This window comes from Methyloferula stellata AR4, assembly GCF_000385335.1.
Classification (GTDB): Bacteria; Pseudomonadota; Alphaproteobacteria; order Rhizobiales; family Beijerinckiaceae; genus Methyloferula; species Methyloferula stellata.
Map to the genome: position 1 here is coordinate 220,849 of NZ_ARWA01000001.1, position 13,111 is coordinate 233,959.

The window sequence follows — 13,111 nt, forward strand, 5'->3', positions numbered from 1 at the left end:
GTCCCCTTAAAGTGAAAACGGCTTCAAAGGCCATGACCGAGATCAAAAATAAGCGATCCGGCCGTATCATCCGCCAATCGGGAGGGAAATATGAGCAAACTCTATTCACCGGCACATCGCGCGCTGCAGGAGAAATTTGACGCGACGCGCATGGCCGATCTGATGGAGAATGGTCTTCTGCATTGCGAATTCGCACCGGAAGAAAAAGCCTTCCTCGAAAGTCGCGACATGTTTTTCTTATCGACAGTGGACGGTGCTGGACGCCCCACCGTCTCCTATAAGGGCGGCCCCATCGGCTTCGTCAAAGTCACCGGTCCATCGCAGCTCATCTTTCCCTGCTATGACGGCAACGGCATGTATTATTCGATGGGCAACCTCATGGCTGCGCCCAGGGTCGGCCTGCTCTTCATCGATTTCGAGACCCCGCATCGTCTGCGCGTGCATGGAACGGCCGAAATCCATTTCGAACATCCGCTGCTCCAAGATTATGCCGAAGCGCAATTCCTGGTCAGCGTCGACGCGGACGAGATCTGGATCAACTGCCCGCGCTATATTCCGACCTATCAAAAACGCGCGGCATCGAAATATGTGCCGCAGCCCGGCCATGACACGCCCGCGCCCGCATGGAAACGCATCGACTTCGTGCAGGACGCGCTGCCGGCCAAGGATCAAGGCAAGGCGGAAGCGAATGGCGGGCTCCTGAGCGCGGACGATTATTTTGCGCTGCTGGCAAAGGGCGAGGCGTGAAGGGCATTTGCGAAGAGCCCCATGCTCGCAGCAATCGGTCTTTGTGAATCCTCGATTTCAGCGCGCGTTTCGTTCATGAGATCGATCACCTCGTCGCGGCCATCGATTTTGAGTTTGAAACCCTTGATCGACCAAACGCCGTTTTGTTTGACCGCCTCCAGAAAGGCTTTTCCCGCGGCCTTGGTCCCGCTCACGGAAAAGCTGAGGCGCGCGGAACCCGACGCGCCCAAGATCGAAATCGAGCCCATAGGAATGCCCGTTCGTATGGGCGGCCCGAGAAGGTTCACCGCTTCGGAATTGGCCTCAAGCCTGACCACCCCGAGCCTATAGGCGTCGGAATGTGCTAGCATATAGAGGATGCCGCCAAAGAAAGATCCCCATAGCGCGATCACGCCAATCCATATGACGACGCCCCAGATTGCCCACAAGCGCTGCACGCGCTTGAAATGCTCTATGCTGTCCCATCGCCCATTGCGCCATGCCCAGGCGCTGCCTTTCGCTCCGAGGACGAATGGCATGATCAAAATGCCGAAAAACGGAATGAATGTCAGGAGCGCGATGAAAGTGTTGTTTCCTACGCCCCATATCCAGTTGAGCAGGAACGCGCCCCAGTTCCAGCGGTCGATTTCCGCGGGAACGGCTTTAGCGTCGATATGAGCGGTTGAATCGGCCATGGTTCACGTCCCCGGCGGCATTTCGGGGGCGAAATCTATCAGCTTTTCCTAAGGGCGACCGGAAACATATGGAAATTAAACGGCCCTAATTCCGTTCAACCGCAAACTTAGGCATGTCCCGTTGTTCTGCGAGGAGTTCTAGAACGCGGAAAGGGCATAGCGATGATTTCTCCACACACCCCGGCAGGCACGAAGGTCGTCTGCATCGATGCAAGCGCCAACGGAAAATACATGCGCGCCATTTGGATCGGGGGCTTAGGCGGTTTGCAAGAGCGGGCGGTCTACACGGTTAAGGCGATCTATCGGACTCGTAGAGCCATCAGCGGCTTTGGCGTGCTGCTTCACGAGATCGAACGCGATGGAGGCCAGGGTTGGGCCATCGACCGCTTTCGCTATGTCGACCTTCCGTCCTGCCTCGTGGATGCCTTGAACGCCCAGCCGGCGAAAGACAAAGCCGAAGCCTTCGCAGACTAAAGCCCGCTCGAAACTCTCCGGCCGCGCGTCAGGGCCCCGACCTCACATCGTCGTCAATTGATCGCCGGAGTTTTGCAGATAAGCGGCAAGCGCCGAAGCGAGGCTATTGCTGATCAGCCTAGACGCCAGACTATTGGCAAGCGTCGTGGCGTCTGTGCCGTCGCTGCTGCTCGACGCCGTGGCGGCGGAGGCCGCCGTGGTCGCCGAACTGGACGATGCAGCGGTGGTTGAAGAACTCGTGCCGCTGGACGAGGACGTTCCCAACAAAGCCTCCAAATCTTTGGTGACGGCGTCGGCGGCGCTCTTCGCGCTCGTGGTATCGCCCGATGAGACGGAATTGAGAAGGGTCCCAAGATCGCTCGCGAGACTCGCCAGCGAACTATCCGTGCTGTCCGTTGACGTTAAAGATGGCGGTGGTGGCGGGGGCGGTGGTGGACTCGACAGATTTGCGAGATCCTGCGTGACGCTGCTCGCCGCCGATTGCTCGGTTGCCGTGTCACCCGATTGAACTGCGCTCAAAAGCGAGTTCAGATCCGTCAGAAACTGACTGCCGGACGTTGCGCTGCTGCTCGACGACGACGAATCCGTCGTCGCAGACGATGAACTCGTGCTGCCGCTCGATGACGTCCCGAGCAAGGCCTGCAGATCCGACGTGAGGGCAGTTGCCGCGCTCTGCGCGCCCGTCGTGTTGCCCGATTGCACGGATTGAAGGAGGTTTGAAAGATCCGTCCCAAAATTATCGGCCGCTTTGGCCTGCGACGCCTCATCCTGCTGCAATGCGCTCAGAGACGATTGCGCATCCGTCAAATCGCCACCTTGCACATAAGACAAGAGCGAAGACAGATCGCTTTTGATCTGGACCGAGCCGATGCCGGATGTGCCAGTAGTCGTACTGCCGTCGCCTGCAATGGAGGTCGAGGCTGTCTTGTATGACGACAAGGCTGTCTGCGCGGCCGCTATGTTTCCGGACGCGACGTCGCTTTCGATTTCCGTGAGCGATTGCTTACGCTGCTGATAGAGACTCAGTAAATCCGCGTTGTTGGAGTTTACGCTTGAAACGGACATTGCCGCCCTCCGTTCGCTCTTGCTTATGCACGCGTTATCGAAGGGCAATCTTGTGCAGAGCTTAAAAAAAATGTGTCGCGATTTGCAGATATGTTTCCGATTGGAAACATAATAATCCGATCAGCCCTTCTTCACGCAAGCGAAACATCTCGACGCTTGGAGTTGCACGCTCGTTTAATGTCGGCCCGTGACGGCGCGCAGAAACATTCGGACACAAACATACATCGTGGCGATACAAATTTCCGCGGTAAAACGCGGTTGCATGAGGTCCGTTTCAAGCGCGAGGCAGCGTAATGCGTGCGATCAATCCATGCGGTTTGCGATCGAGCAGATGCAACTGACCCCGATGCGCCGTCACGATGGCCTGGACAATGGGCAAGCCCAAGCCGAAACCTTGTAAGGCATCTGCTTTTCGCGACTCGTCGCCACGCGTGAAAGGCGCAAGCATCGCAGCCTTATCGGCTTCGGGAATACCCGGACCATCGTCGATGACATCGATCTCTATCCAATCCAGCGAAGCGCAGCGCAGACGAACTTCCACCTCTGTTCCGAATTTCACGGCATTGCTGACGAGATTCGTAACGGCGCGGTAGAGCTCGTCCACATTGCCCTTGATTGAGATTGGCTCAGCCGCATCGAAATGGACTTTGTAGCCCATATCCGCGAACTCATTGCATATCGTTTGCAGCAAGGCGCTGAGATCAAGAAGCGCATTTCTTTGCACCTCCTTGCCATCTCGAATAAACGACAAAGCGCTATGAACCATTGCGTCCATTTGTTCGATATCCCGCAATATCGGATCGCGGACGTCACTCGGTTCAATGAATTCGGCCCGCAGCCGCAAGCGCGTCACAGGCGTTCGCAAATCATGGCTGACCGCGGCGAGCATCTGCGTTCTTTGCTCGATCATCGTCTTGACGCGTTCGCTCATACGATTCAGAGCGCGCGCGGCGCCGCGAAGTTCGCTCGGCCCGCTCTCTTCCACCAAGGCCATGGTCCCCTTGACCGAAAACTCGTCGACGGCTTCCGCGAATCTGCGCAATGGACGGGTCAGGCCACGTCCCGCCCATAAAATGAAAATCGTGAAACTGATGGCAAAGAAAAGCAATGTCCCGAAGACGACGGGAATCATCGGCGACGGTGGCGGCGGCATAGCTCCGCGTCCGAATTCGCCGGGAAGTCCACGATCCGGCGGCGGAGGCCCCCGATCCGGCGGCGGCCGATGCTCCCCATCGCCAGGCGGGGCCGCCATCGTGATGGAGGTACCGTCCTCGAATCGAAAACCGATGCGTTGGCGGCCAGAGGCATCGGTGCCGGTAACGCCTATGGCCGGCCCGACGTAACTTTGGAGCGCCTCGACCACCTTGTTGTTTTGGGCAGACGTCGAGGTCTGCGCGGGGACGGTTTCCGCTTTCATGTCGAGATGCGGATGATCCGCTTCGAACCAGGCCAGAAGTTTTTCGCGGTCCGGCGCGGCAAGCCCATTTGCAATTTTTAGAAAATCGCCGATGCGAGCGATCATGCGATTTTCCGCGCCGGGATCATGCGGCGGGAAGGAACCCCGGCCGATAAAAAACGCCGCGCTGATGCACAAATGGAATATAATCGCGGAGATTATGAGCAGTAAAACGATCTGCGTCGCAATTTCCTGCGGAAAGCGTATCCTCACGAATTACTCTGCCTCGACGGCTTGGGTAAACAAATAGCCGCCGGATCGGACCGTCTTGATCATTTCCGGGTCGCGCGGATTGACCTCGATCTTCTGGCGCAAGCGGCTCACCAGAATATCGACGCTGCGTTCGAAGACGCCCGACGTTCGGCCCTGGGTGATTTCGAGCAATTGATCGCGCGACAGAACCCGGCCCGGATGTTCGCAGAACGCAGCCAGGAGATCGAATTCCGCGCCGGTCAGCATGACTTTAGCGCCTCGCGGATTGAGAACCTGCCGAAGCCCCCGGTTGATTTGCCATCCGGCGAAATTGAACAGATGCTTGGGCCTCGTGTCGCGCTCATTCGTTTGACGCCGCAGCACCGCCCGGATACGGGCCAGCAATTCGCGCGGATTGAACGGCTTCGGCAGATAATCGTCGGCTCCCATTTCCAATCCGATGATCCGATCGATCTCCTCGCTTTTCGCCGTCAGCATGATGATCGGAATATTCGATGTGCTGCGCAGCCTGAGACAGATTGAAAGACCATCTTCCTTAGGCAGATTGAGATCGAGGACGATCAGATCGACAGGATCATGGCTGAGCTTCAGATCCATCTCGCGCCCATGATTTGCGATCGAGGTCCGCATGTCCTGATTGTTCAGGTAACGTGCGATCAATGTGCAGATTTCCTTATCGTCCTCGACGATAAGAATATGCGGCGCGCCAATGTCTGTTTTGAGGTCTTGCATGTCGGTGCGTTTATTTCATGCACGCATGTCTGGCGCAACAGCCGGCTTATGCGGGCGCAATGCTCGCACGGCTGAATCATGTCGAAAGAGCGGCAAGCAGCGACGAACTTGCCAATTGAGAAACACTGGGAAACAAAATAGCGAAAACCTGCAAATGTCCGATGTCCGGCTCATGTCGCGATTTCAGCGCCATGGGCAAACTCGGACACCCACGCCAAAACCGCTCAGGCTCGGCTCTTGCATCAGGTCCCTGAGCCCTATATCGCGGCCGGAGGAGATCGCCTCGACATGACAGCGCATATTCCCTTCGACAATTCCTATGCGAAGCTGCCGGATTCGTTTCATGCGCGGGTCCTGCCGGCATCCGTTGCCGCGCCTGCCCTCATCAAGCTCAACCATGAGCTCGCCCTGCAGCTCGGGCTCGATCCCGAGGCGCTTGCAACGCAAGAGGGCATCGAGATCCTCGCCGGCAAGCGCATCCCCGATGGCGCCGACCCGATCGCGACCGCTTATGCGGGGCACCAATTCGGCCAGTTCGTCCCGCAATTGGGCGACGGCCGTGCGATCCTGCTCGGCGAAGTCGTGGATCGCAACGGCATGCGCCGCGATATTCAGCTCAAAGGCTCCGGTCCGACGCCCTTTTCGCGGCGCGGCGATGGACGCGCGGCGCTGGGCCCCGTGCTGCGCGAATATCTGATTAGCGAGGCCATGGCCGCGCTCGGCATCCCGACGACGCGCGCGCTCGCCGCGGTGACGACGGGCGAGAACGTCATCCGCGAGACCATGCTGCCGGGGGCAGTCTTCACCCGCGTCGCATCGAGCCACATCCGCGTCGGGACGTTCCAGTTCTTTTTGGCCCGCCGCGACGGCGAAGGCCTGCGCCGCCTCGCCGATTATACGATCGCGCGGCATTATCCGGACGCGGCAGGCGCACCGCAGCCCTATCGTGCTTTGCTCGACGCGGTGATCGCGCGACAGGCGGCGCTCGTCGCGCGCTGGCTCAATGTCGGCTTCATTCACGGGGTCATGAACACCGACAATATGTCGATCGCGGGCGAGACCATCGATTATGGTCCCTGCGCCTTCATGGACACATATGACAAGGAGACCGTGTTCAGCTCGATCGATCACGCCGGGCGCTATGCCTATGCGCGGCAGCCCGGCATCGCGCATTGGAATCTCGCGCGGCTCGCCGAATGTCTGATGCCGCTGATCGCGGAAGATAAGGACAAGGCGCTTGAACAGGCGAACGAAGCGCTTGCCGCCTTTCCTCTGATCTTCAAGAAGGCCCATGAAGACGGCTTGCGGCGGAAATTCGGCCTCTTCGAAGAACGCGAGGGCGACGCCGAACTCATGCAGGCTTTGCTTGATCGCATGGCTGTGAACAAGGCCGATTTCACGCTGACCTTTCGGCGTCTGTGCGATGCCGCCGCGAGCACCGAGGCGGACGGCGCAGTAGTACGGGATCTTTTCATCGATCCGACCGCCTTCGACGATTGGGCCGTGCATTGGCGCGAGCGCCTTGCGCTGGAATCGCAGGATGCGCAGGCACGCCGCGATGCCATGCGCCGCGTGAACCCGGCCTTCATTCCGCGCAATCACCGCGTCGAAGCGGTGATCGAAGCCGCCGTGAAGACACGCGATTTCGTACCTTTTGAAACCTTGCTAGCGGTGCTCTCGAAACCTTACGAAGACCAGCCGGATTTCGCGCATTATGCCGATCCGCCACCGCCGAGCCAGGGCATGTATCAGACGTTTTGCGGCACTTGAGGGCTGGCGCTAAACCGCCTTGCCGATGAGGGCTCCGATACCCGCGGTCACCGCCATCGCAAACGCGCCCCAGAAAGCCACGCGAAGCGTCGGTTTCAAGATAGTCGCGCCGCCGATCTTCGCTCCGAGCGCGCCGAGCAATGCGAGAAACACCAGGGACGAACCGGCGACAGCCGCCACGAGGAAACGATGCGGCGCGATAAGAACCGCTGCGATCGGCAGAGCCGCGCCTATCGCGAAAGTGAGGGCTGATGTCAGCGCGGCTTGAATCGGCTTTGCGGTAATCGCAGCCGTGATTCCGAGTTCGTCACGCGCGTGAGCTCCCAAGGCGTCCTTCCGCATGAGTTGCTCGGCGACCTGCCTTGCAAGCTTTGGCTCAACGCCGCGGTCGACGTAGATTTGCGCCAATTCCGCCTTTTCGAAATCGATATCATCGGACAGCTCCCGCCGTTCGCGCCCAAGATCCGCACGTTCCGTATCCGCCTGCGAACTGACCGAGACATATTCGCCGGCCGCCATGGACATCGCACCTGCGATCATGCCTGCAACCCCGGCAACCAGAACCTCGTTCGACGCGGTGGCGGCCGAGGCCACGCCGACGATCAGGCTCGCGGTTGAAATAATCCCGTCATTCGCACCGAGAACGGCGGCACGAAGCCAGCCGATACGTGCGATAAGGTGTTGCTCGCGATGAAGGCGGCTCACGCTTTTGCATGTCTTAACGAGAATACACGTCTCATGGAGAACCCGCCTTGCGCGGCAGCATCCGGCGGAGCACACCGTCACGCATGACATAATGATGCGCCAAGGCAGCGCCCGCATGCAAAAACGCTACGCCCAGCAAAACATTGGCCGCGAGTTCATGCCATCGCGTAATCGGCTTTTTCCAAGCCTTGTCGCCAAGCTGAGGCAGGCTGACAAGGTCGAAGAGATTATAGCCGCGTACGAAAGCGTTTGCGACGCCAAGCACGATGGCGCACAGCAACAACGCGTAGAGCAGATAATGGGTCGAATCCGCGGCGATTTGGAGAGCACCGGCATTTGCAGGCGGGAGGCGGCTGCCGCCGGTGCCCCGCCACATGATCCGCCAGATCAAAACGACGATCAGCACAAAGCCGAGCACGACATGAACCGACCAATAGGCCGTGTTGATGGGACCATCGGGAATCAAATCTGCCGTCTGGCCGATGATCCACAGCACCGCGACCAATGACGCCGTGGCCCAATGCAGCCTGACCGTGATCGAATCATAATGCAAAATAGCGCCGCCTTCCGAGCTGATGTTTCGAACCTATAGGCTCAAGGGTTTGCTAATTTCTTATCATGTTCGACTTCGCCGCAATTGAGGCAGGTCAAAGACTCGAATGATTGTTCAATCGGCACAGATAGGCTTCGGCTGGGTGGTCATACCCGCGTCATGCGCCTTCTTCTCTTAAGGCGCGATCTGCAACCGGTTCAGCCCGGCATCGCCGAAGGCGCGCCGGATCGTGCCGTCGGCCTTGGCGCGCTCAGTAAAGGCCTTGATATAGGCGAGCGCCGCCGGATGATCCTTTTGCACGGCGATGCCGACGCCGAAGCTCTGGAACGCGCCGTCGAGAATGCGCGAGCCCGGCACTTGCGGCTGCAGGAGCGGCAGAGCATCATGAGTAAGCGCGAAGGCCTGTGCGGTTCCGGCTTTCATCATTGTCATGGCTTCGTCGACAGTCTTGGCTTCGACGATCTTCGCAACCTTGAGGCTGCGCGCGGCGGCGCGCTCCGTCGCCGATCCGGCGATGCCAACGACGGTCATTCCCCCGCGGTCGACATCGGCGATCGCCTTGATCTCGGGATTGTCCGTGACGAGATAGGTGCATTCGATCACGAAATAAGGCGGCGCGAAATCGACGCGCTTGCGGCGGTCCTCATCGGCCGGCATGACGCCGATGTCGATCGCGCCAGAGGCCAGCGCATTCGTCACTTCACCTGTTGTCGCCACAACGAAGAACGCGACCGGTACGTCGAGGGCTTTGCCGACCGCGGCGCCGAGGTCGCGCGCGACGCCATGCGCTTCACCCGCCGCATCCTTGACGACGAAGAGTGGCGTCGGAGCGGGCGCATAGGCAACGCCGACACGAAGCGTGCCGGTCGGCGCGAGCTCATGAAGGACATCATCATCGGCCGCGATTGCTTTGCCGCCGAAAGACAGCGCAAGCATCAGCCCAAACAGCATCGTGGCTTTCATCGGCGACCCCTTTGGCCTCCGCCAGGCTAATGGCAAAGAGGTGCCTGTGTAAGCGGTGGCGTTGCAAATCAACGTGAATTAAACGCCTGCCTGCGACACGAATTTCGTATTGAGATAGGCTTCGATCGCTTCCGCGCCACCCTCGGACCCATAGCCGCTGTCCTTCATGCCGCCGAAGGGCACTTCCGGCAAGGCAAGGCCGAGATGATTGATGCTCATCATGCCGGCTTCGACGCAGGATGCCACCATGGTCGCGGTCTTGGTGGAGCGCGTATAGGCATAGGAGGCAAGCCCAAAGGGCAGCCGGTTGGCCTCTTCCACCGCCTCTTCGAATGTCTCGAAGCGCAGCATCATGGCGAGCGGACCGAAGGGCTCTTCATTCATCATCCGCATGTCGCGCGTCACGCCTGTCACCACGGTCGGCTCGAAGAAATAGCCCTTGTTGCCGATGCGATTGCCGCCGGTCTCGATCGCAGCACCCTTTTGCCGCGCGTCGGCCAAAAGCGCTTCCATCGCGTTGATGCGCCGTTCATTGGCGAGCGGCCCCATGTCGACGCCTTCGCTCAGGCCGTCGCCGACCTTGAGCGCCTTCGCGGCGCCGGCGAATTTGCCGACGAAATCGTCATAGACCTTTGCCTGCACGAGAAAGCGCGTTGGCGACACGCAGACCTGGCCGGCATTGCGGAACTTGGCCTTGATCAATTGCTTGACCGCAACATCCACATCCGCGTCGTCGAAGACGACGGCGGGCGCATGACCGCCAAGCTCCATCGTAACGCGTTTCATATGGGCGCCCGCCAAAGCGGCGAGCTTTTTGCCGACCGGCGTCGAGCCGGTAAAGGTCAATTTGCGGATCGTCGGATGCGGAATGAGATATGCGCTGATCTCGGACGGCACGCCATAGACGAGCCCGATCACACCGTCCGGCACGCCGGCATCGGCGAAGGCGCGAATGAGCTCGGCCGGAGAGGCCGGCGTCTCCTCGGCCGCCTTGACGATGATCGAGCAACCGGCGGCGAGCGCCGCCGACAGCTTGCGCACGACCTGATTGATCGGAAAATTCCACGGCGTGAAGGCGGCGACCGGCCCGACAGGCTCTTTCAGCACAAGCTGATAGACGCCGGGCGCCCGCGCCGGTACCACGCGGCCATAGGTGCGGCGCGCCTCCTCGGCGAACCATTCAATGATGTCGGCCGCGAGAAGCGTCTCGGTCTTCGATTCGAAGAGCGGCTTGCCCTGCTCCAATGTCATCAGAAGCGCGATGGATTTGGCGCGCTCGCGGATAAGCTCCGCCGCGCGCCGCATGATCTTGGCCCGTTCGAAGGCGGAGGTCTGGCTCCAGACCGAAAAACCCTGCGCCGCCGCCGCCAGAGCCGCGTCGAGATCGCTTTGCGAAGCATGCGCGACCGTACCGATCTGCTCCTCGGTCGCCGGATTCAGCACCGGAATCGTGCGGCCGCCCTCCGCATCGCGCCATTGACCGGCAATATGCAGCTGAACGTTAGGATACACGGTGCTCTCCATGAATGTGCGAAACGCGTTCGCGGCGCGATATGGAATGCGACGGCCGAGCCTCGATGGAACTGGCGCCTTCCGGCCGGGCATCGTCGGAGGATCTGACAGGCTCTATCAGCCATGTCAGCCGTAACGATATTACCGTGCCGCGTAACGATGCTGCAATGGCCTCCATCCAGGTCTCCTCTCAACCATAGGCCGGAGAGGAGAGTTCCGATGACCGCGGAAGATATCATAGGCGAAGGATTGACCGCCCTGGACGTCTCGACGGACGGCGATTACTTCCGGATCGGCTTTAAGGATTCGAAAGGACACCCTGGCTCGCTGACCTTGCCGAGCGAATGCCTGAATGCGTTTCTCATGACCCTGCCGCGCATGGTGAATTTGGCGCTGCAGGCACGCCATCAAGATCCCAGTCTGCGTCTCGTCTATCAGCTTGGAAAATTCCGGACCGAACGGTCCTCCGATCCTAAGACCGTCATCCTGACTCTGGCGACACCCGATGGATTCGAAGTGTCGTTCGGCCTGAAAGAAGACCATATGAAAGGCATCAGCGACGGCTTCGAACGCTATTTCGCCGGTGCGGAAATCCCGAAGTCTCATTGACTTCGCCGGTTTTCATATCGAACCTCTCGACGTTTTGCTTTGCATTCAGGCTGCACAAAAAAGAGCCAATACGACGGGCAGATTGACGGATATGATTCTCGCCCGCTTGCCCTGCAAAGGCTATAATTTCGTACTTTAGATAAGGTCCGAGGAACGCCCATCTCATAATGAAGTCGGATAGGGTCCTTGTCGCGCCAGGGAGAACGCTATGCGGACGCGCATCATTCATCTCATCAATCCGAAAACGGATTCGGTCACGACCCGCCCCATGTATCTGAACCGGGCGCTCTACTCTCCGCTGGCCGGACTGCTCGCCGTCGCCGCGTGCATTCCACGCGACAAATATGAAGTCGTGCTCACGGACGAGAATATCGAGACGGTCGATTTCGACTTGAAGGCCGATCTCGTCGGCATTTCCGCGATGACGAGTTACGTCAACCGCGGTTACGAGATCGCCGACCAGTTCCGCGCCAAGGGCATCCCCGTCGTCATGGGCGGCGTGCATCCGAGCTTCATGCCGGAGGAAGCGCTCCAGCATTGCAACGCCGTCGTCATCGGGGAAGTCGAGCTTGTGATCGACAAATTGCTTGATGATCTCGAAGATGGCGCGATGCGCGGCACCTATAAATCCGACATATTGCATCCGATGGAAGGGATGCGGATGCCGCGTTACGATCTGCTCAAGAAAAACCGCTATGTGAACCGCACCTTCGTCCAGACTTCGCGCGGCTGTCATCAAGGCTGCACCTTCTGCGCCGAGCCGCTGATGAACGGCCTCAAATTCCGCTATCGCCCCGTCGACGAGGTGATCCGCGAGATGGAGGAATGCGGCGAGCGCAACATCTCGATCAATGATGCGGATTTCTTCGGAACGCCGGAACGCCCGAAGGAGGTGATGCGCGCCTTGAAGGGACGCGGATTTCATTGGCAGGCCGGCGTCACCTCGAAACTCGCCCAGGATGACGAGATGCTAGAGCTCGCGGCCGAAAGCGGCTGCACGCTTTTGAGCATCGGCTTCGAGTCGATCACGCGCTCGACGCTGACCAGCGTGCATAAGCACGTCAACCGGCCGGACCAATTCGTCAAGCTGGTCGAGAAGGTGCATTCTTACGGGATGATGGTCTTCGGCCTGTTCATGTTCGGCTTCGACGGCGACGATCTTTCGGTCTTCGACGAAACCGTCAAATTCAACGTCGATGCCAAATTCGATGCTTGCGGGTTCTCGACGCTGACGCCTTATCCCGGCACGCTCACCTGGTATGAGCTGAAGAAGGCGAACCGCATCGTCTCCTTCGATTGGACGGATTACGATCAGGCCCATGTCGTCTATCAGCCGGCGCAAATGACGCCGGACGAATTGCGCGTTGGCTTTAAACGCGCCAATCATGATTTCTATTCGACCTCTTCGATCGCCAGCCGGTTCCCCTACAGCGGCAAGCGGCAGCGGGCGCAATGGATGATCTACAATCTTTTCCTGCGCAAAGCGTTCCGGACGCAGCATATCGATGCGGTCTCGGCGCCGACGCCGGAGCCCAATGTCATTCCCGTGCCTCCGATCCTGCCGATCAAACAGGAATGGCGCGACGCCGTGCTCGAGTCGATCGAGCCTGCGAAGGTGGCGTGAGAAGGCGATGAAAG

13 protein-coding genes are annotated in these 13,111 nt (G+C 59.3%); 5 read left to right on the forward strand and 8 right to left on the reverse strand.

The genetic code is table 11. The annotated features are described in order from the left end of the window. Positions 1-90: 90 nt before the first annotated feature. Entirely contained in the window at positions 91-747 is a 657-nt protein-coding gene (locus A3OQ_RS0101105) for a pyridoxamine 5'-phosphate oxidase family protein (protein WP_020173503.1), read from the forward strand. Here A3OQ_RS0101105 and A3OQ_RS23870 read toward each other — a convergent pair. Further along, positions 714-1,421, reverse strand: a complete 708-nt coding sequence (locus tag A3OQ_RS23870) for a cytochrome c oxidase assembly factor Coa1 family protein (RefSeq protein WP_020173504.1) — start codon at positions 1,419-1,421, stop codon at positions 714-716. The genes A3OQ_RS0101105 and A3OQ_RS23870 overlap by 34 nt on opposite strands. Positions 1,422-1,583: 162 nt before the next feature. On the opposite strand from A3OQ_RS23870, the gene A3OQ_RS0101115 reads away from it, so the two are divergent. Continuing rightward, a complete protein-coding gene (locus A3OQ_RS0101115; protein ID WP_020173505.1) occupies positions 1,584-1,895 on the forward strand; it encodes a hypothetical protein in 312 nt (103 codons plus the stop codon). A gap of 42 nt (positions 1,896-1,937) precedes the next feature. Here A3OQ_RS0101115 and A3OQ_RS0101120 read toward each other — a convergent pair whose 3' ends face one another. The 3 genes from A3OQ_RS0101120 to A3OQ_RS0101130 form a co-directional block, all read right to left on the reverse strand. After that, complete coding sequence (locus A3OQ_RS0101120) at positions 1,938-2,960, reverse strand: hypothetical protein (RefSeq protein ID WP_020173506.1); 1,023 nt, start codon at positions 2,958-2,960, stop codon at positions 1,938-1,940. Between the two features lie 274 nt (positions 2,961-3,234). Continuing rightward, entirely contained in the window at positions 3,235-4,482 is a 1,248-nt protein-coding gene (locus tag A3OQ_RS0101125) for an ATP-binding protein (RefSeq protein ID WP_152428270.1), read from the reverse strand. Between the two features lie 150 nt (positions 4,483-4,632). Further along, positions 4,633-5,361, reverse strand: coding sequence for a response regulator (locus A3OQ_RS0101130; protein WP_020173508.1), 729 nt, complete (start codon positions 5,359-5,361; stop codon positions 4,633-4,635). A 288-nt stretch (positions 5,362-5,649) separates the two neighbouring features. On the opposite strand from A3OQ_RS0101130, the gene A3OQ_RS0101140 reads away from it, so the two are divergent. Next, a complete protein-coding gene (locus A3OQ_RS0101140) occupies positions 5,650-7,131 on the forward strand; it encodes a protein adenylyltransferase SelO (RefSeq protein ID WP_026595357.1) in 1,482 nt (493 codons plus the stop codon). A gap of 9 nt (positions 7,132-7,140) precedes the next feature. Here A3OQ_RS0101140 and A3OQ_RS0101145 read toward each other — a convergent pair whose 3' ends face one another. The 4 genes from A3OQ_RS0101145 to A3OQ_RS0101160 all read right to left on the reverse strand — a co-directional run bounded on the left by A3OQ_RS0101145 (position 7,141) and on the right by A3OQ_RS0101160 (position 10,876). Beyond that, on the reverse strand, positions 7,141-7,836 hold the full coding sequence (locus A3OQ_RS0101145) for a VIT1/CCC1 transporter family protein (RefSeq protein ID WP_020173511.1): 696 nt from the start codon (positions 7,834-7,836) through the stop codon (positions 7,141-7,143). Positions 7,837-7,867: 31 nt separating this feature from the next. Beyond that, positions 7,868-8,389, reverse strand: a complete 522-nt coding sequence (locus A3OQ_RS0101150; protein ID WP_020173512.1) for a cytochrome b — start codon at positions 8,387-8,389, stop codon at positions 7,868-7,870. Between the two features lie 174 nt (positions 8,390-8,563). After that, positions 8,564-9,352 carry a transporter substrate-binding domain-containing protein gene (locus A3OQ_RS0101155; RefSeq protein ID WP_020173513.1) on the reverse strand — a complete coding sequence of 263 codons (789 nt, stop codon included), beginning with the start codon at positions 9,350-9,352 and terminating at the stop codon, positions 8,564-8,566. A gap of 78 nt (positions 9,353-9,430) precedes the next feature. After that, positions 9,431-10,876, reverse strand: coding sequence for an NAD-dependent succinate-semialdehyde dehydrogenase (locus A3OQ_RS0101160; protein ID WP_200859986.1), 1,446 nt, complete (start codon positions 10,874-10,876; stop codon positions 9,431-9,433). A gap of 207 nt (positions 10,877-11,083) precedes the next feature. On the opposite strand from A3OQ_RS0101160, the gene A3OQ_RS21065 reads away from it, so the two are divergent. Then, positions 11,084-11,473: a hypothetical protein gene (locus A3OQ_RS21065; protein ID WP_020173515.1), complete on the forward strand. Its 390-nt coding sequence runs from the start codon at positions 11,084-11,086 to the stop codon at positions 11,471-11,473. A 208-nt stretch (positions 11,474-11,681) separates the two neighbouring features. Continuing rightward, on the forward strand, positions 11,682-13,097 hold the full coding sequence (locus A3OQ_RS0101175; RefSeq protein WP_020173517.1) for a B12-binding domain-containing radical SAM protein: 1,416 nt from the start codon (positions 11,682-11,684) through the stop codon (positions 13,095-13,097). The last annotated feature ends 14 nt before the right edge of the window (positions 13,098-13,111 follow it).